The organism is Halalkalicoccus tibetensis (assembly GCF_037996645.1).
Taxonomy (GTDB): domain Archaea; phylum Halobacteriota; class Halobacteria; order Halobacteriales; family Halalkalicoccaceae; genus Halalkalicoccus; species Halalkalicoccus tibetensis.
Window position 1 is genome coordinate 406,976 of record NZ_JBBMXV010000003.1, and the last position, 18,695, is coordinate 425,670.

Consider the following 18,695-nt stretch of genomic DNA (forward strand, 5'->3'; position numbering starts at 1 on the left):
TCGCGCACGCCGAGAGGGAAGATTGATAACGACCTATCGGTTATCGTCGATGAATGTCGAGTTCGATCGTCGACGAGGACACCGCCCAGACGCTCGACAGTGGGCGGCAGACGGTCGGGGCGATGCTGTCGACGATCCAGACGCATCTCCAGAAGGTCTTCATCATCTTCGTGGTCGGCTTCCTCGGGACGTTCTACGCGCTGCGAGCGGTCATCTGGGACTGGCTGCGGGCGGTCACCGAATCCGAGATGCCGGCACAGGTCGCAGAACAGCACGAGATCATCGTCACGACGCCTTTCGAGGTGATCCTGCTGCAGGCGAAGATCGGGATCGTCGGTGGGATCCTCATCGCCATCCCGCCACTGCTGTATTTCTCGCGCCACGAGCTCCGGGCGCGGGGCTACTGGCCCCAGACGCCGATCGCGCGCTGGAAGCTCGTCGGCATGGGGCTGATGTCGTTCCTCCTGTTCGTCGGCGGCGTCTCCTACGCCTACGGTCTGTTCTTCCCGCTGATCCTCGGCTTCCTCGCCGAGTTCGCGTTCAACGTCGGGATCGATCCCACGTGGTCGATCGTCATGTGGACGGAGTTCCTCGTCCTGCTGACGATCTCCTTCGGGCTCGCGGCCCAGCTCCCGTTGATGATGAGCTCGCTGGCCTACGCCGAGATCGTCCCCTACGAGACCTTCCGGGACAAGTGGAAGTACGCGATCATGGGGATCTTCGTCTTCGGGGCGATGTTCTCGCCGCCGGACCCCATCTCCCAGGTCATGTGGGCGCTGCCGCTGATCGTCCTCTACGCCTTCAGCCTCGGGCTGACGCGCTTCATCGTCAACCTCAAACGCGGCGGCCGGGCGAACATCGTCGGGACGGCCAAGCGGAACCTCGGGAAGCTCCTCGGGATCCCGCTGTTGCTCGCGGCCGGCGCCTACGCCGCGCTCGTCTCCGGGCTGGGCGAGTACGTCAACGAGGAGTTCCTCGCCCCGCGCGACGTCGTGCTGCCCGAGGCGCTCTGGCTCCAGGAGCTGCTGGGTGTCCCCCAGGAGGTCGCGCTGGCGGTCGGGGCGGGGGCGGCCCTGTTCGTCCTCTCGTTCCTGCTCATCGGGTTCTTCCTGCTGGTCTCCTCGGTCGAGGAGCCTCCCTCGCAGTCGGGCGGCCGGATGGGCGACCCCGAGTCGATCGACCTCGAGGGGCTCGACGCCAACGGGGTCCACGCCGCTCCGCAGGCGGCCTTCGAGGAGCTCTCCGAGGAGGAGGCGCTTTCGGTCGCCCGCGGGGCGATGGAGGACGACGACCCCGAGAAGGCCCAGGCGGTCCTCGACCGGTACGACGCGGTCCACGAGGAGGAGGCCGAGACCGACGAGGACGAGGGGACAGCCGACGCCGCCACCGGGAGCTCCTCCGAGGGGCAAACGGCGGGCGCGGACGCTGACCCCGAGACCGACGAGGAGGACGTCGGCGGGATCCTGACCGGGACGGCCTCGGGGGTGTTCGCCTCCTTCTCCGAGGAGAAGGACGAGGACGACATCGGCGGCTACCTCTACGACATGAAGTACATCGCCGACAGCCTCCGTTCCCGGATGCTGTTGATCTTCGCGGTGTTCGGGCTCGTGCTCGTCGGCGTCTTCACCTTCTTCTACATGGGTGGGGTCCGGGTCATTACCCAGGACTTCGTCTCGCGAATGCCCGCGGCGGTGGTCGACATCGACGACATCCGGATCATCGACCTCCACCCGGTCGAGACGCTGATCTTCATCATCAAGGTGAGCACGATCGCCGGCCTGCTCTCGATCCTGCCGATGGTGCTGTACTACGCCTGGCCGGCGATGAAGGAACGCGGGCTGACGACGGGCCAGCGCTCGGTCGTCTACGAGTGGACGATCGCGTTCACGCTCGCGCTCGCCGGCGGCACCTTCCTCGGCTACTACTACATCGCCCCCAGCCTGATCGGCTTTCTCGTCTACGACGCCGTCCAGGGCGGGATGGTCATCTCCTATCGGATCAGCAGCTTCTCCTGGCTGATCATCTACACCACCGTCGGGGTCGGTCTGCTCGCCTGCGTTCCGGTGACGATGTGGATGCTGTTCCGGGGTCGACTCGCCTCCTACGGCGCGATGCGCAACCGCTGGCGCGAGTTCACGATCGCCGTCTTCGCGGTCGCCGGGGTGTTCACGCCCGCCGGCGTCCTGACGATGTTCCTGGTCGCCGTCCCGACGATGCTGGTCTACTGGGTCGGGCTCGGGGGGCTTCACGCCGCCACGCTGGGCGGCCGGCGGGACTTCGGCGACCAGCCCGTGGCCGAGACGAACAGCGGCAACTCGAAGTGGCTCGTGGGGATCCTCGCGGTGCTGGTCACCGTCGGCGTCGCCGTCTCGATGACCGGCGGGCTCGGGACCGTCCTCTCCGACGACAGCGAGATCCCGGAGGAGGAGGGCCCGGACGCGGGTGTAGAGCCCGGCGACGAGGACGATGAGGACGACGTCGGCGCCGACGACGGGAGCGAGGAGGCTTCCGACGGCGCCGAAGGCGGTGAGGACACCGACGGCCCGGACGACCCGGACGGAACTGATACGGCCGACGATACCGACGACGCCGGCGATCAGGGAACGGACGAGACTGACGACGAGAACGACGCGTTCGACGAGGGCGACGCCGCCGAGGAGGACGATAACGAGGCCGACGACCAGGACGCTCCGGCGGCCGACGATGCCGACACCGAGGATGCGGACGAGGCTGACGAACAGGACGATGACGACGGCGACGTCGACGAGACGGAAGACGACGAAGCGGAAGCGGACGGTGACGACGACGACGGGATCGAGATCATCGACCCGGAGGGCTGACGCCGTCGCTTCACGGTCCTTCGGAACGCTCGGCTCTTCTTACCGATACGCAGAAAGCAGGAGTAGCGAGTCGCGGGCTCAGCGCTCGCCCGGCGTGGCGTCCTCGCTGAGCGCCAGCGAGAAGGAGAACTCCTCGGGCGCGTCATCGGGGGCTCCCTCCGGGTCGCGATAACCGACGGCGAACGCGGAGTAGACGCTGCCGGCCGCGGGTTCGAGCGCGAACCGGGCGAGGCTCTCCCCGTCGGCGCCGATCGAGACGATCGACTCGCCGGCGGGCAGTTCCGCCGTCGCCGCCTCGCCGAACCCGAGGCCCTCGGCGATCACCATCCCGTCCTCGGTCTCGACGTCGACCGCCGGGACGTCCGGCGCGGCGTGGACGACCCGGAACCGCGCGTGGTCCTCCTCGGTCGGTTCGAAGTCGTCCTTCAGCGCGACCAGGTCGAGCGGGTTGCCGCTCAGATTGCAGACCTCGCCGACCACGCCGAGGGTACAGGGCCCCGGCTCGACCTCGCAGTCGGTCTCGACGAGCGCGTCCTCGAGCTCCCCGCCGGCCGGCACCGCTGCCACCTCGTAGACCCCCGGCTCCGAGGGCATGTAGTGGTCCTGAACGGTCAGCGACTCGACGGTCTCGAACCACAGCTCGCCCTCGACGTAGATGTCGAGCGCCGGCGCATCCGGCGAGAGGTGGACGACCCGGGCACCGTCGTCGCCCGTCTCGGGGTCGTCCCCGTGTTCGTCCGCACCCGCGACGCTGCTTCCGGCCGCGAGGGCTATCCCTGTTCCGGCCGCCGCGAGGACGGACCGTCTGGTGTGATCGATCATCGTTTCGACCCTCGGTGCCGCTGAACAATAAAAGCCGCCGGATCGAGCCGGCGGGCTTATGGCGCCGTCCGATATTCTTCGAGTATGCCCAAGATAAGCGTCGAAGTGCCCCGGGAGCTGCTCGAGGACCTCGACTCGCACGTCGGCGAGGACGGGAAGTTCGTCAACCGCAGCGAGGCGATCCGCGCGTCGGTCAGGAAGACCCTCGACCTGCTCGACGAGATCGACGACCGACAGGGACGGCACGATGGCCCGCAGTGATCACGCGCCGCGGCTGGTGCTCGCGGCGCTGTTCGTCACCGCGCTGGTCGTCGCCCAGCTGCTCGCGGTGAAGATCCTCGCGCTCCCGTTGCCCGCCGCGCTGCCGGCCGTCGGCGGCGAGATCATCGTCCCCGCGGGCGTGCTGGCCTATGCGATCACCTTCGTCGCCACCGACTGCTACGCCGAGCTCTACGGCAAACGGCCCGCCCAGCTGCTGGTCAACGTCGGCTTCGGGATGATCTTCGTCATGCTCGGGCTGCTCTGGCTCGCGATCCTTGCGCCGGGCTCGCCCGCCGGCGTCGATCCCGACCTGTTCGCGCAGGTGCTGGCCCCGAGTACCAACGTCGTTCTCGGCGGTCTCCTGGCGTATCTCGTCAGCCAGAACTGGGACGTGCTCGCCTTCCACCGGATCCGCGAGCGGACGGGCGGGAGGCTGCTCTGGGCGCGCAACCTCGGCTCGACGGCGACCAGCCAGGCGCTCGATACGGTCGTCTTCATCCTGGTGGCGTTCTCGCTTGCCCCGTCGCTGCTCGGGATCGGGATGGCGCTCCCGGGAAGCGAGCTGGCGGCGCTGATCGTCGGCCAGTACCTGATCAAGCTGCTGATCGCGCTCGCCGACACGCCCGTCGTCTACGCGGTCGTCGGGTTAGTCCGATCGCGAGAGGGCGATCCGGCGGCGACGCCCGCAGACTGACCCGATCAGTCGGCGCGCTTCGCGAACGCGAAGTTCGGCTTGACGTCCTCGATCTCGACCTCGACGCGCTCGCCCTCCTCCGCGTCGGGCACGAACACGGTAAAGCCCTCGACCTTGGCGACCCCGTCGCCCTCGCTGCCGCGTCCCTCGACCTCGACCGTCAGCCGGTCGCCGGCCTCGACGGGCGCGGTCAGGAACCCCTTCGCGATCATGTAGATCTCCGAAGACTCGTCGCGGGAGGCCTTCGGGCTCGTCGTCCGGACGTACTCGAACTCCGCCTCCATGTCCTCGCGGAGCGCATCGACGTCCCGGCCCTCGAACACCTTGGTGACGAAGTCCCCGCCGGGCGCGAGCAGCTCGAGGGCGGTCTCGAACGCCTGGCGCGCGAGATGGAGCGATCGCGCCTGATCCAGCGAGTACTCGCCGGTCATGTTCGGCGCCATGTCCGAGAGCACCACGTCCGCCTCGCCGACCCGCTTGATGACCCGCTCGCGGGTCCGTTCGTTCGTCATGTCGCCCTTGATCGTCTCGACGCCGTCGAGATCGTCGATGCGCTGGAGGTCGACGCCGACCACCGTGCCGGTGCCGACGCGCTCGCTCGCGACCTGGAGCCAGCCGCCCGGGGCGGCCCCGAGGTCGACGACGCTGTCGCCGTGCGAGAAGAGGTCCTCCATCTCGTCGAGCTGCTGGAGCTTGTAGGCCGCCCGGGAGCGATACCCCTGCTGTTTCGCCTTGTTGTAGTATTCGTCCTTTCCGGCCATCTGAATGGCGGCTATAGACGGCCGAGGGGCTTACGGGCTTCGCTGTCCGTCCGAGAAAACCGCGTGGTCAGGAGGCTATCCTTCGATCGAGATCGAGATGTCGAAGAGGCTGGCGATCAGTTCCAGCAGCGGGCCGAATTCGTCGGCCTGCAGGAGGAGGTCCGTCGATCCCTGTGCGGCCGCCGTTCCGGCCAGGCTGGCGAGCATCCCCACCGCGAACACGACCGCGAGCGCGGTCATAATGGTTCGTCTCATGGTGTTCACACTGTTGTTCTCTCCATAACAACTTAAGCTCTCGCAGACCTCTGAATTGCTAGGGTTGTTCGATATGGTTTCAGACTGGAGAGAACAGAATTAACGGGTCGAGGGCTACGCCCCCTGCTCGGCGGGCGTCGCGGCGTCCCAGAGCGCCTCGAACGTCTCCGCCAGCTCCCGGGCGGGCTGGTTGTTCCGGAAGTCGACGACGGCGAGCAGCCGATCGGGCGAGACCGGGCGGACGACCTCGATGCAGGCCTCGGCGCCGTCGATCACGGCGAAGCGGTGCTCGGGTTGCCGGTCGGGGTCGACGACCCGGACGTCGAACCCCTCCCCGTTCAGCTCGCTGCCCCGCTCGGCGGCATCCACGAGGAGCAGCCGGATCTCGATCCCCTCGTCGACCCGCCGGCGAAGCAGCTCGTCCAGCTCCTCGTCGCCCTCGGTTCGGGCGGTCGCCTCGTCGACCACGATCCGGATCGATTCCTCGGCGGCCTCGAAGCGATCGAGCAGCAGCTCGCGCGCCTCGTCGTGGTGGAAGGCGCTCGTCGAGAAGCCGGCGTCGCTCTCGTCCGTTTCGAGCGACGACAGCGAGCGCCGCAGGCGCTCGGCCGTCCGCTCGTAGTCCACGCGCTGCTCGTCGAGCTCGTCGAGGCGCGTCTCGAGGAGGCGGTCGACCGCCCGCGCCGCGCCGACCACGGTGTAGGTCTTGGGTCGCTCGTCGTCCGAGCGGACGAGCGAGCGCTCGGTCAGCGCGTTCAGGACGTCGTATATCCGCCCCTTCGGAACCTCGGCGGCCGTCGCCACCCCCTCCGCGGTCTCGGGCTCCTGCTGGAACAGGGAGACGTAGGCCCGAGCCTCGTATCGCGACAGGCCGAGGTCGACGAGTCCCTCGACGATCCGTTCGTCCATACCCGTTGGTCCCGGTCGAGAAACAACGCTGTTGTGGTTTCGATAAGGGAAGATTGATGTGAGTTCTTCCCGACTATCGGCCATATGGGGAAACGGGGAGTTGTACTCGGGATACTTATCCTATCCGTGATGATTTCCGGAATCGCGTTCGCACAGGCAGAGGGCAGCCCCGCGTTCGAGGCGTATGCGCCCGACAACACCGTCGCGCCCGGCGAGGAGACGAGCCTCACGGTGACCTTCGAGAACCAGGGCGAGATCACCACCGAGGGCGAGGAGATCGAGGAGGCGACGGTGACCGAGGCCCGCGGCGTCACCGCCGAGCTCGACTCCGGCGGCGCGCCGATCTCGGTCCAGACGGATACCGCCCCGATCGGCACGGTACAGGAGGGGGCGACGGGGACCCAGAGCTTCGACATCACCGTCAACGGCGACGCGAACCCCGGCACCTACGAGGTCCCGATCGAGCTCGAGTACAGCTACACCCCCGAGGCCGACGAGGACGGCGACGACGCCGACGAGGTGACGACGACCGAGACCGTCACGGTCGATCTCGTGGTCGACGAGGGCTCGCAGTTCGAGATCGAGGGCGCGACCTCCGACGTCGTCGTCGGCGACAGCGGCGACTCGACGATCGACATCACCAACACCGGGCCCGGCGACGCCAGCCAGGCGGTCGTCACGCTCGACGCGCCCGACACGAACGTCGACGTCACCTCCCAGAGCCAGCAGATCTACGTCGGCGACTGGGCCGCCGGCGAGACCCAGGCGATAAACTTCGTCACCGAGCTCTCGGACGACGCACTCCCCCAGGACACGACGCTCAACGCGACCGTCGAGTATCTCGACGAGAGCGACAACGAACGGAGCTCCCGCGAGCTCCGGACCGCGATCGCGACCGGCGACCAGCAGGCGTTCTCGGTCGACGACGTCGAGAGCGAACTCTACGTCGGCGAGAACGGCCAGGTGACCGGCCAGGTCACCAACGATGGGCCCAACGCGGCCGAGAACGTCGTCCTCCTGCTGGGCGACGGCGGCGGCGACGGCGAGGCGCTCGACATCCTCGGCGACGTCGGCGGCGGGCCGGGCGTCGGGCTCGGCGAGAACGTCGACGCCCGCGAGTCGCAGTTCTCGGTCGGCTCGCTCGACCCCGGCGAGAGCGCCGAGTTCGAGTTCCCGATGGCGGTGAGCAGCGAGGCCGAGCCCGGTCCGCGCGAGGTCGAGGTGACGACCCGCTATCGGAACGTTGCGGGCGACGTCCAGACGACCGATCCGATCGACATGAGCGTCGAGATCGACGACGAACGCGAGGTGTTCACCGTTGAACGCCACGTGGCCGAGACCGACGAGGACGCCGAGACCGAGACGGAGACGGAGACGGACGACGAGACGGCGGAGGACACTTTCGAGCCCGGGGCGACCGACACCCTCGAGATCGCGGTGACCAACGACTACGACCAGACGCTCACCAACCTCCGGGCGCAGGCGTTCACCAACGACCCGCTGTCGATCGACGACGACGAGGTCTTCATCGGCGAGATCGAGCCCGGCGAGACCGAGGTGCTCGAGTTCGATCTCGAGGTCGGCGAGGGCGCCGATCCCCAGACCTACCCCGTCGAGATGGACTTCCAGTACGACGACGAGGACGACTCCGACCAGCTCTCCGACACCTATCGGGTCCCGGTGACCGTCGCCGAGACCGAGGACGACGGGCTGGGTTGGCTGCTCGTGATCATCGCCGTGATCGCGCTGCTGGCCGCAATCGTCTGGTGGTTCCGCGACGACGTCCGTGAGTGGTACCACTCGCTCGATCGGCCATAATGTCGCGGTTCAGCCTCGAAGGGGCGATCGAGTGGACGAACTACTGGATCACCCAGCGATCGGGCGTTGTCATCGCGTTGTTCCTCGTGCTGACGCTCGTCTTCGCCGGCGGGCTGGGCGACATCGAGCTCGACGAGGGGACCGAGGGGTTCGCCGAGGACGTCCCCGCACAGCAGGCTCTCGAGGACGTCAACCAGCAGTTCGAGCCCCCCTTCGAGGACGACCAGCCGACGACCCAGCTGATCCAACGGGGTGACAACGTCGTCACACAGGAGGAGATGGTGCGGATGTTGACCCTCCAGCAACGCCTGGAGGACGACCCGACGGTCCGCGTCGAGGACTCCTCGAGCTTCGCGGAGACGATCGCGCTCTCGATCGACCCGACCGCAGAGACGCCCGGCGAACAGGCCGACGCGATCGAGGCCGCGACCCGCGGCGAGGTCCGCGAGACCGTCCGGACGACCATCGAGGAGCAGCCGGAGGTCGAGGGGCTGTTGAGCGACGACGTCAACGCCCAGGACCCCTCGGCATCGGCGACGATCGTCACCGTCACCCACACCGAGCGGGGCGATCCGGGCGGTGACTTGGACCGCATCGATCATATCGTCGACTCGGTCGGCGGGGACGTCATCGTCTTCGGCCAGGGCGTCTTCGAGAACGAGTTCGAGGCCGTGATCGGCGACTCGCTCGCGCTGGTGATCCCCGTGGTGGTCGTGCTGATCCTGGGCTTCCTGATCTTCGCGTTCCGGGACCCGTTCGACCTGCTTTTGGGCCTGGTCGCGCTCGCGATGACGATCGTCTGGACGTTCGGGTTCACGGGACTGGCTGGCATCCCCTTCTCGGAGATGCTCATCGCGGTGCCGCCCCTGTTGCTCGCGATCGGGGTGGACTTCGGAATCCACGCGGTCAACCGGTATCGCGAGGAACGGACCGGCGACCGGTCCCCGGGCGAGGCGATGTCGATCGCGACTCACCAGCTGCTAGTCGCGTTCTTCATCGTGACCGGTACGACCGTCATCGGCTTCGGCGCCAACATGGTGAGCGACCTCCCGCCGATCCAGGAGTTCGGGGTCGTCGCGAGCGTCGGCGTCGTGTTCACCTTCCTCATCTTCGGCGTGTTCATGCCCGCCGCGAAGGTCGCGATGGACCGCGCCCGCGAGGGCCGGCCGATCCCCGCGTTCGGCTCCTCGCCGCTCGGCTCCGAGGACTCGATCCTCGGGCGGGTCCTCCCGGCCGGGGCGATCGTCGGCCGGAAGGCGCCGATGGCGATCCTGGTGGTCGCGCTGCTGGTGACCGCGGGCGGCGGGCTCTCGGCGACGAACGTCGACACGACCTTCGACGACGAGGACTTCCTGCCCCCCGACGAAGAGCCCGGCTACCTCGAATATCTTCCCGAGAGCGTCCAGCCCCAGGAGTACACCATCACGGCGACGCTCAACTACCTGGAGGAGAACTTCGCGAGCGGCGACGACGACCAGGTGACGATCTACGTCGAGGGGCCCTTGCGCCACGACTACGCCTTGGAGTCCATCAACCGGGCCGGACAGGACCCGCCGCCGTCGATCGTGACCGAGGACGGCGAGGCCCAGAGCGAGAGCATCATCGACGTGATCGAGACGCAGGCCGAGAACGACCCCGAGTTCGCCGCGCTGGTCGAGCGAAACGACCTGAACGACAACGGCGTCCCCGACCGGAACCTAGAGGAGATCTACGACGCCTTGCTCGCCTCCGAGTCGGGCGATCAGGCGAGCCAGTACATCACCGACGACCGCCGAAGCACCCAGGTCATGTACTCCGTCGAGGCCGACGCCGACGACGAGCAGGTGACCGAGGACATCAACGAGCTGGCCGACGACTACCGGCTGGACGCGACGCCGACCGGCGAGATCGTCGTCTTCCAGGAGGTCTCGGACCTGATCCTCGACTCGGCCATCGAGTCGCTGATCCTCGCGCTGGTGTTCACGGCGGTGTTCCTGCTCGTCATCTACTACGTCCTCGAGGGCCACTTCGCCCTCGGGATCGCGAACCTCGTCCCGATCGTCGTGAGCGTCGCCCTGTTGGCGGGCTCAATGCCGATCCTGGGGATCCCGTTCAACGTGCTGACGGGGACGATCCTGCCGATCTCGATCGGCGTCGGGGTCGCCTACTCGGTGCACATCACCCACCGGTTCATCGACGAGTACAACGTCACGGCCGACGCCTACGAGTCGCTGCTGACCACCCTCCGGGGAACGGGCGGCGCGCTCACCGCGAGCATGCTGACGACGTTCGGCGGTGCGGGCTCGCTGATGCTCGCGCTGACGCCGATTCTCGGGCAGTTCGGCGTCCTGATGACGATCAGCGTCGTCTACTCCTATCTGATGGCGATCGTCGTCCTGCCGCCGACGCTGCTCGTCTGGGCGCGCTACTTCGGCTGAGCTTCAGAACGACCGGGGGAGGCCGAGCACGTTCTCGCCGACGTAGTTCAGCGCGAGCTCCTGTGTGATCGGCACGAGGCGGGTGAGCCTGGCCTCCCGGAAGTAGCGCTCGACGTCGTACTCTCGGGCGACGCCCCGACCGCCGTGGGTCTGGACCGCGGCATCCGCGGCCTCGAAGCACGCCTCGCTTGCGAGATACTTCGCGACGTTCGCCCAGGTCCCGATCGTCTTCGGATCGTCGTCGGTCCGGCCGGCGGCGGCGTACACCAGCTGGCGGGCCGCCTGTACGCGCGCGTAGGCCGCCGCCAGGGGGTGTTGGACCGCCTGGTTCGAACCAATGAAACGACCGAACACCTCCCGCTCGCCGGCGTAGGCCGCGCCACGTTCGATCGCGAGCTCGCCGAGCCCGGTACACTCGGCGGTGATCACCAGCCGCTCCTCGTTGAGCCCGTCGAGCACGTGGTAGAACCCCCGGTCCTCCTCGCCGATCAGGGCGTCGGCGGGTACGCGCAGCCCGTCGTACCTCACCCGAAAGGAGCTCACGACGTTGCTCGCGGTCTTCTCGATCTCCTCGAGGTGGATCGAACCCGCGTCGAACGCCCGTTCGAGATCGACCAGGAACAGCGAGATCCCCTCGGTCTTCCTCTCCACGTCCGATTTGGGCGTGGTCCGGGCGGCGACCACGGCGTAGTCTGAGACGTCGATTCGCGAGGTCCAGAGCTTCTCGCCGTCGATCACGTACTCCTCGCCCTCACGCCTCGCACGGGTCTCGATCGCGGTCGACTCCGAGCCGGCCTTCGGTTCCGTCAGCGAGAAACACTGGATCCAGGCGTCGCCGCTGGCCACCCGCGGAAGGAGCTCCTCCTTCATCGCGTCGTTGCCGTGGGCCACGAGCGGCGCGGAGTTGTAGACCGCCGCGTGGATCGTCTGGGCGCCGCTGAAGCCGGCGCCGCTCGCGGCGATCGTCTCCATCATGACTACCGCCTCCGCGGTGTCGAGACCCTTTCCGCCGTACTCCTCGGGCACGAGCACGCCGAGCCAGCCCTCCTCGGCCAGCGCCTCGACGAACGCGTGGGGGTACTCGCCGGCGGCGTCCCGCTCGCGCCAGTACTCGCGATCGAACTCCGCACAGATCTCTCCGACCGCCTCGTGGACCCGTCGCTGGCGATCGGTGAACTCGATCGCGCGCTCGGAAAACGGTAGCATACCTCTCGATGGCTCCCCTGCCGTGTTAAGGTTGTAGTTCACGGTGGTCCGTCACTCGCCGGTCGCAACGGCCACCAACTCCCCGACCGAACGATCCGGTAGCCTCTCGACTGCTCTCGCGAGCGCGTCGGGGTCGACTCCCGTTTCCGCCGTCTCGATGAGCCCCCGTGCCTTCTCGACGACCGCCTCCCAAGCCATCGGGTCAGAGGGCTCGCCGCGGGGAACATCGACGAACCGCTCGTACCGGTCGCCGGCCTCGACGACGACCCGGGCGCACCACCGCTCTGGGAACGCCGCCTGCACCTCGGGATCCGTCGTAACGTCCGTCGCGTCCATCAACCGGCGGAACCCGCGGTCCTCGAATCGCGGCGGGTCGTCGAGTCGCCCGGCCGCTCGCAGGAAGGGTTCGGCGCCGGCCGCGCCCTCTGAGAGCGCGAGCGCCGCCGCGAACGGCATGCTGAACTGACAGTCGACGAAGTTCTCCGGACGACGTTTCGACCCGATCGGATCGCCGGTTAGGCGCACGCCAGCCTCGGGCAACGCCACTTCGATCCCCGTCACCGCCTCGGGGCCGACCACGGGCGCGAGTTCGCGAAGCGCGTCGATCGCGGGATGCATGTACCGACAACAAGGGTAGGGCTTGAGCCCCGTCTCAGCGACCGCGTTCCGTCCCTCGAGTCGGTCGATCCTCTCGGGACGAGGCTCGTCCGTGTAGCCCGCGAGGAAACCGAACTCACCCTCGATGGGTTCGGCGGCGCCCTCGAAGCCCGCCGCCGCGAGTTCGACCGCCGTCACCGCCCGCCGCGCGGCGAGTCCCGGATGGAGGCGCTTGTTCCACGCACCGTTCGCGAGGAACTGCAACGAGCCGGCGGCCTGGCTCCCGTTGATCCCGAAGGCGTCGGCGAACTCCCGCTCGGTGAGCCCGTGGACGACGCCGGCGGCCGCGGTCGCGCCGAAGGTGCCGCAGGTCGCGGTGACGTGGAATCCTCGGGCGTAGTGGGCGTCGGGGTTGACCGCCTCCCCGACGGTGCAGGCGACGTCGTAGCCGACGGCGACCCCGGTGAGGAACCGTTCGGTGGGGGCGTCGGTCGCCTCGGCGGTCGCGAGCGCGGCCGCGATCGACGGCGCGCCGGGATGCAGCGAGGAACCGAGATGTGTGTCGTCGAAATCGAGGCTGTGGGCGAGCGTGCCGTTGACGAGCGCCGCGGCTCCGGGCGGGCGGCGGTTACCGGTCGGGATCACGGTGGCGGTGCCGCTTCCGGCGTCCCCCGTTCCTTCGAACAGGGCGGGCGTCGAGTCGGCATGGGCGGCGCCGCCGATCGCGACCCCGAACCAGTCGAGTACGTGCTTTCGAAGCGCCTCTCCAGGCGCGTCGACGGGCTCCCGGCTGGCGCAGTGCTCCGCAAGCCGATCGGTGAACGCGATCATCGATCGAGCCTACGGACCGCCGTGGTAAGTATCCGCACGCCTCGCTGCGCGCACGCGCGCGAACAGAAAGCTGCCTTTTTAAGCCGCGCTTCCGTAGCCGGAGACAAGATGTTCAATGCGATCGTGAGTGCCGACACCCTCGGGACGGCGCTCGATTCCGTGAGCGCGTTGGTGGACGAGTGTAAGATCCACCTCAACGAAGACGGGCTGGCGATCCGCGCCGTCGACCCCGCGAACGTCGGCATGGTCGATATGACGCTCGACGCCCAGGCCTTCGAGTCCTACGAGGCCGACGGCGGGCAGATCGGCGTCAACCTCTCGCGGCTCGAGGACACCGTCGGGATGGCCGACGCCGGCCAGCTCGTCCACCTCGAGCTCGACGAGGAGACCCGCAAGCTCCACATCCGGATCGACGGCCTCGAGTACACGCTTGCGCTGATCGATCCCGACTCCATCCGCCAGGAACCCGACATCCCCGACCTCGATCTCCCCGCGAACGTCGTCGTCGAGGGCCGCGACATCAATCGAGCCGTGAAGGCCGCCGACATGGTGAGCGATCACATCGCGCTGGGCGTCGACGAGACCGAGGACCTCTTCTACGTCGACGCGGAGGGCGACACCGACGACGTCCATCTCGAGCTCGACGAGAGCGACCTCATCGACCTGACGCCCGGGCCCGCCCACTCGCTCTTCAGCCTCGACTACCTCAAGGACATGAACAAGGCGATCCCGAGCGACGGCGAGGTCACCCTCGAGCTCGGCGAGGAGTTCCCCGTCAAGCTCCACTTCGAGGTCGCCGAAGGCCAGGGCCAGATCACCTATATGCTAGCGCCACGCATCCAGAGCGACTAGATCCCCTTCCCGTAGCGGTACTCCCGATACGATTCGCCCCCGACCTCCACTTCCCGTTCTCCCTCCCGTTCGAACCCCCGTTTCTCGTAGAATCCGATCCCGACCTCGTTCTCCGCGAGTACTGACAGCGTGAGTCGGTCGTAGTCGGCGAGTTCCCCTTCGACCGCCGCGAGCAGCCGGCTTCCGATCCCCTCTCCCCAGCGCTTGGGCCGGACGTAGAGTCGCAGGAGCTCCGCGACGTGCTCCTCGTTTGGGTTCGGCCCGATGTGTGCGAACCCCACTACGTCATCCGCGACGCGAACCACGTGCTCCGGGTGCTCGATCGACTCCCGGAGCCCGTCGAGCGCGTACCACTCCTCGACGAGCGCCTCGACCGTTTCCCCACCGAGCAGGTCGTCGTAGGCGGCGTGCCACGACGCGAGCGCCGTTTCGCGGATCGCTTCGGCGTCCTCGGGCCGTGCGGGACGGATCGCGACCATACCGTTCGATCCCGGCGGTCGTATATAACTGCGGGCGTTCGCACAGGTTTATCGGCCTCGCCGTCATAGCCGCTCGCGGATGAAGGCGCTTCACGCCCAGTACCCGTTTCTCTCTGGTGCCCGCGAGGCCGTCGAGGCCGCGGACGTCGATCTGGCCGAGCTGATCCGGGAGAACGATGCCGTCGTTTCGCGGGCGAGCGAGCGGGTCACGGGCGCGCTACAGGAGGGGTCGATCGGGAACGCCCACCGCAACACGCGCGTCGAGCTGCTCTCCTACCCGGTCGCGCGCGTGCTCGTCTCGCTGGTCGACGAGCGGGTCTGTACCCGCAAGTACGCCCGCGCGGAGGCCGAACGCGCCATCTCGCAGTTCGGCGCCGGTGAGACCAGCTCGCGGCTCAAGAGCGACCGAACCGAACGACTCGGGCTGTCGGAGCTGCTCGCGGAGTTCGACCTGGAGGAGGCGATCGTCGAGGCCGAAGACGGCTATCGCGTCGCCGTCGGCACCTACCTCCGCCTCGCCTCAGACGTCTGGGGCGACGAGTGGCGCCTGGTCAACCGCACGCTCGCAGACGGCGAGGTCCACGTCGCAAGCGAGGAGCTGGCCACGCTGCTGGAGGAGGCCATCGCCCAGCGGGTCGCCGACGGGCTGCCGCTATCGGTGCCCGACCCGATCGCCGAGCCGGTCGAGGCGGAGGTCGAGGCGATCCGTGAGACCCTCTCGGAGCTCGACCTGACCCGCGAGATCGACACCGTCGTCCCCGAACGGTTCCCGCCGTGTATGAAGGCGCTGCTCGACTCGATCCAGCAGGGCGAGCATCTGCCACATCACTCCCGGTTCGCGATCACCGCCTTCCTCACGAGCATCGGGATGGACACCGACGAGATCATCGAGCTCTACATGGTCAACTCCAGTTTCGGCGAGGAGATGACGCGCTACCAGACCGACCACATTCGGGGCGAGACCAGCCCGACGGAGTACACCCCGCCGAGCTGTGCGACCATGCAGTCATACGGCGACTGCGTGAACAAGGACGAGATCTGCGAGGAGGAGATCAACGAGTCCCACCCGCTGAACTACTACGAGTATCAGCTTGACGAGGCCGACGAGGACGAACTGGTCGACTGGCGCGAGGAGAACGACGAGGAAGCGGCGGTCGAAAGCGACTGAACGGTTCTACTCCTGGTTGAGGTAGTACGCGAGCCCGAGCCCGACGCACGACATGAGGACCACGAAGGCGGTGATCGCGCCGACCAGCACCAGGCCGCCGTCGGCCGAGAGCCCGCCGTCGTTGTAGGCGGAGCCGATACCGACCAGCACCCCGACGAACAGCCCCACCGCCCCCACGGAGACGACGACTTCGACGATCGTCTCCCGGTCTATGTCCATGGCGTGGCGTTTTCCGCCCCGAAGTAAAAGCACTTCGAAGCGAATCCTCCACACCCGTTTCCGGTGGAAGACTTAGGTTCCTCGGGCGCCTACCTATGACTGCAACGATTCGGGGGTTCCAGTGGAACCCTCGGTGATTCCATGACGCAAGCCAGACACACACCAGCGTCACTGCCGTCCAGTGAAAGCGAACTCGACCGGCGCTCGGTCCGCGCCAGAACCGAACGGATGACCACCACGGCCCTCGGCGACGCGCTCTACGAGGTCGCAACCGAGCGCGACGAGCGCTATCTCGTCGACCTCGACGCGCGGCGCTGTAGCTGCCCCGACCACGCCTTCCGGGACGTCCGCTGTAAACACCTCCGGCGGGTCGCCATCGAGATCACGGAGGGCCGCCTCGCGCCGCCGGGCCGGCTCCCGGCCGACTGTGCGGTCTGTGGCGAGGAGCTGTTCGTCCCCGAGGAGGCGGTCGACGAGCCCCACTACTGCGAGGACCACGCCCTCGAGCCGGGCGCGTTCGTCCGCGACCGGGAGACGGGCGACCGGCTGCTCGTCGTGCACGTCTCCGACCGGCGGGCCGACCACGTGGGGATCGGCAAATCGGCCTACAGCGTCGCGACCTACCCGACCAACCGCTCGTACGACCCGGCCGACCGGGTCGTCGGCGCGGTCTACCCGCAGTCCGTTTCGATGACCGACTCGGGGCCGGCACCCGACTCCCTCAGGGTCTACTCGTTCCCGCGCTCGCGGCTCGAACGCCTCTCCGAGCCCGCCTAATCGAACATCCCCGCGGCCTCCTCGGCCGAGAGCGTCCCCTGCTCGACGGCCGTGAGAACTCGCTCGACGTCCGCATCGCTCCCGCTCGTTTCGGCGAGCTCGGCGAGGGTCTCGCCCTCCTCGAGCGCCGTCTCCTTTTTGACCCTGTAATTGCCGCCGTCGGTCCGATAGACGTCGCCGGGGTGGAAGAAGTACCAGTCCTCGCGGTCGAAGCGCACCCCGATCTTGGGGCGGGCGCCGAAGTTCCGCGAGAAGTAGACCAGCGCCTCGACCTCCTCGCCGGTGAGGTAGATCGGCTTGCCCGAGCTGGATTTGGCCTCGATCGCGTAGAACGCCTCGCCGTTGCCCGCGAGCACGTCGGGCAGCTCGCGCTGGGTCGCCCCGCCGCTCGCGGGCGCGCGCATGACCGCGAAGCCGGCCTCGTCGAGCCGGTTGACCAGCTCGCGTTCCCGGCGATCGCCCTTCCGATTCGCCATCTACGTTCCGTGTTCCCAGCTGCCCATGTACTCGCGCTGCTCCTCGGAGAGGCTGTCGAACTCGACGCCCTCGGCGGCGAGCTTGATCTCCGCGATCTCCTCGTCGAGTTCGTCGGGCACGTCGTGGACGCCCGCGCCGTAGCTCTCGCCGTTCTCGACGAGCTCGCGGACGCAGGCGGCCTGCACGCCGAAGCTCTGGTCCATGACCTCGACCGGGTGGCCGAGCGCGACCGGCGCCGCGAGGTTCACCAGCCGCCCCTCGGCGACCACGTTCAGACGGCGGCCGTCGTCCATCTCGTAGGCCTCGACGCCGTCGCGGGCCTCGTAGCGATCGGCCGCGAGGTCGTCGAGCGCGTCGAGGTCGATCTCGATGTCGAAATGGCCCGCGTTCGCGAGCAGGACGCCGTCCTGCATGGCCTCGAAATGCTCGCGAACGATCACGTCGCGGTTGCCGGTCGTCGTGAGGAAGACGTCGCCGACCTCGGCGGCCTCGCTCATCGGCATTACGTCGTAGCCCTCCATGTGGGCCTCCAGGGCTCGGCGGGGCTCGACCTCGGTGACGATGACGTTGGCGTTCTGGCCCGAGGCCTTCTGTGCGACGCCCTTCCCACAGTAGCCGTAGCCCGCGACGACGACGTCCTTGCCGGCCCACGAGAGGTTCGTGGTCATGGCGATGCTCGCGAGCGAGCTCTCGCCCGTGCCGTGGACGTTGTCGAACAGGCGCTTCATCGGCGTGTCGTTGACCGCGAAGACGGCGTAGTTCAGCGCGCCGTCCTCGTCCATCGCTCGAAGCCGGTGGACGCCCGTCGTCGTTTCCTCGCAGCCTCCGACGATCGAGTCGATCAGCTCGGGGTAGTCGTCGTGGATCGCCGCGACCATGTCCATCCCGTCGTCGACCGTAATGGAGGGTTCGTGGTCGATGACGGCCTCGATGGCGGCGTAGTACTCCTCGTCGTCGACGCCCCGCACGGCGTAGGAGGTAATGTTTTCATGACTGTCTAGCGCCGCGCTGACGTCGTCGTGGGTCGAGAGGGGGTTACAGCCCGTGATGGCGACCTCGGCGCCGCCGTCGGCGAGCACCTCCACGAGGTTCGCCGTCTTGGCCTCGACGTGCATCGCCATCCCGATTGTCTGGCCCGAGAGGGGCTTTTCGGCCTCGAAATCCTCCTGAAGCTCCGTGAGGATCGGCATGTGTTGGAACGCCCAGTCCATCTTGCGTCGGCCCTCCTCGCGGGCGCCCTCGACGTCGTCGAGGTGCTCGCTGATCGGGGGATACGCGGTCTGACTCATGAAACGAGATGGGAAGCGCGCGC

General features: G+C 67.9%; 18 protein-coding genes. 8 read left to right on the forward strand and 10 right to left on the reverse strand.

All coding sequences use genetic code 11. The features are described from left to right. Positions 1–53 precede the first annotated feature (53 nt). The gene (locus WOA58_RS10635) at positions 54–2,840 is read left to right on the forward strand and encodes a twin-arginine translocase subunit TatC (RefSeq protein WP_340604175.1); all 2,787 of its coding nucleotides are present in this window, start codon (positions 54–56) and stop codon (positions 2,838–2,840) included. Between the two features lie 78 nt (positions 2,841–2,918). Here WOA58_RS10635 and WOA58_RS10640 read toward each other — a convergent pair whose 3' ends face one another. Further along, positions 2,919–3,662, reverse strand: coding sequence for a DUF4397 domain-containing protein (locus tag WOA58_RS10640; protein WP_340604176.1), 744 nt, complete (start codon positions 3,660–3,662; stop codon positions 2,919–2,921). An 84-nt stretch (positions 3,663–3,746) separates the two neighbouring features. On the opposite strand from WOA58_RS10640, the gene WOA58_RS10645 reads away from it, so the two are divergent. Continuing rightward, positions 3,747–3,923, forward strand: coding sequence for a ribbon-helix-helix domain-containing protein (locus WOA58_RS10645; RefSeq protein ID WP_340604177.1), 177 nt, complete (start codon positions 3,747–3,749; stop codon positions 3,921–3,923). Next, a complete protein-coding gene (locus WOA58_RS10650; protein ID WP_340604178.1) occupies positions 3,910–4,617 on the forward strand; it encodes a queuosine precursor transporter in 708 nt (235 codons plus the stop codon). Before WOA58_RS10645 ends, WOA58_RS10650 begins: the two co-directional genes overlap by 14 nt. 5 nt (positions 4,618–4,622) lie before the next feature. On the opposite strand, the gene WOA58_RS10655 is transcribed toward WOA58_RS10650, so the two are convergent. From WOA58_RS10655 to WOA58_RS10665, 3 genes are all read right to left on the reverse strand, one after another. Beyond that, positions 4,623–5,378, reverse strand: a complete 756-nt coding sequence (locus WOA58_RS10655; RefSeq protein ID WP_340604179.1) for a 23S rRNA (uridine(2552)-2'-O)-methyltransferase — start codon at positions 5,376–5,378, stop codon at positions 4,623–4,625. Between the two features lie 75 nt (positions 5,379–5,453). After that, entirely contained in the window at positions 5,454–5,633 is a 180-nt protein-coding gene (locus WOA58_RS10660) for a hypothetical protein (RefSeq protein WP_340604180.1), read from the reverse strand. Between the two features lie 114 nt (positions 5,634–5,747). Further along, on the reverse strand, positions 5,748–6,542 hold the full coding sequence (locus WOA58_RS10665; RefSeq protein WP_340604181.1) for a TrmB family transcriptional regulator: 795 nt from the start codon (positions 6,540–6,542) through the stop codon (positions 5,748–5,750). Between the two features lie 129 nt (positions 6,543–6,671). On the opposite strand from WOA58_RS10665, the gene WOA58_RS10670 reads away from it, so the two are divergent. Both WOA58_RS10670 and WOA58_RS10675 read left to right on the forward strand, forming a co-directional pair. Then, positions 6,672–8,360, forward strand: a complete 1,689-nt coding sequence (locus WOA58_RS10670) for a COG1361 S-layer family protein (protein WP_340604182.1) — start codon at positions 6,672–6,674, stop codon at positions 8,358–8,360. Continuing rightward, a complete protein-coding gene (locus WOA58_RS10675; RefSeq protein ID WP_340604183.1) occupies positions 8,360–10,777 on the forward strand; it encodes an efflux RND transporter permease subunit in 2,418 nt (805 codons plus the stop codon). The genes WOA58_RS10670 and WOA58_RS10675 overlap by 1 nt, the downstream gene beginning before the upstream one ends. A 3-nt stretch (positions 10,778–10,780) precedes the next feature. Here WOA58_RS10675 and WOA58_RS10680 read toward each other — a convergent pair whose 3' ends face one another. Together WOA58_RS10680 and WOA58_RS10685 are read right to left on the reverse strand one after the other, a co-directional pair. After that, the gene (locus WOA58_RS10680) at positions 10,781–11,983 is read right to left on the reverse strand and encodes an acyl-CoA dehydrogenase family protein (protein ID WP_340604184.1); all 1,203 of its coding nucleotides are present in this window, start codon (positions 11,981–11,983) and stop codon (positions 10,781–10,783) included. Positions 11,984–12,034: 51 nt separating this feature from the next. Further along, complete coding sequence (locus tag WOA58_RS10685) at positions 12,035–13,411, reverse strand: MmgE/PrpD family protein (RefSeq protein ID WP_340604185.1); 1,377 nt, start codon at positions 13,409–13,411, stop codon at positions 12,035–12,037. Between the two features lie 108 nt (positions 13,412–13,519). Between WOA58_RS10685 and WOA58_RS10690 the strand changes: the two genes are divergently transcribed. After that, on the forward strand, positions 13,520–14,263 hold the full coding sequence (locus WOA58_RS10690) for a DNA polymerase sliding clamp (protein ID WP_340604186.1): 744 nt from the start codon (positions 13,520–13,522) through the stop codon (positions 14,261–14,263). Here WOA58_RS10690 and WOA58_RS10695 read toward each other — a convergent pair. Continuing rightward, complete coding sequence (locus WOA58_RS10695) at positions 14,260–14,742, reverse strand: GNAT family N-acetyltransferase (protein ID WP_340604187.1); 483 nt, start codon at positions 14,740–14,742, stop codon at positions 14,260–14,262. The genes WOA58_RS10690 and WOA58_RS10695 overlap by 4 nt on opposite strands. A 79-nt stretch (positions 14,743–14,821) precedes the next feature. Between WOA58_RS10695 and priL the strand changes: the two genes are divergently transcribed. Then, the gene (gene priL / locus WOA58_RS10700; protein ID WP_340604188.1) at positions 14,822–15,910 is read left to right on the forward strand and encodes a DNA primase regulatory subunit PriL; all 1,089 of its coding nucleotides are present in this window, start codon (positions 14,822–14,824) and stop codon (positions 15,908–15,910) included. Between the two features lie 6 nt (positions 15,911–15,916). On the opposite strand, the gene WOA58_RS10705 is transcribed toward priL, so the two are convergent. Then, positions 15,917–16,129 (reverse strand): DUF7472 family protein, encoded by a 213-nt coding sequence (locus tag WOA58_RS10705; protein WP_340604189.1) that lies wholly within the window; start codon positions 16,127–16,129, stop codon positions 15,917–15,919. Positions 16,130–16,270: 141 nt separating this feature from the next. Here WOA58_RS10705 and WOA58_RS10710 point away from each other — a divergent pair, with 141 nt between their 5' ends. Continuing rightward, positions 16,271–16,906: an SWIM zinc finger family protein gene (locus tag WOA58_RS10710; protein ID WP_340604190.1), complete on the forward strand. Its 636-nt coding sequence runs from the start codon at positions 16,271–16,273 to the stop codon at positions 16,904–16,906. Here the strand turns inward: WOA58_RS10710 and hjc are convergent. Together hjc and WOA58_RS10720 are read right to left on the reverse strand one after the other, a co-directional pair. Continuing rightward, entirely contained in the window at positions 16,903–17,382 is a 480-nt protein-coding gene (hjc, locus tag WOA58_RS10715; RefSeq protein ID WP_340604191.1) for a Holliday junction resolvase Hjc, read from the reverse strand. The genes WOA58_RS10710 and hjc overlap by 4 nt on opposite strands. After that, the gene (locus WOA58_RS10720) at positions 17,383–18,672 is read right to left on the reverse strand and encodes an adenosylhomocysteinase (RefSeq protein WP_340604192.1); all 1,290 of its coding nucleotides are present in this window, start codon (positions 18,670–18,672) and stop codon (positions 17,383–17,385) included. Positions 18,673–18,695 lie beyond the last annotated feature (23 nt).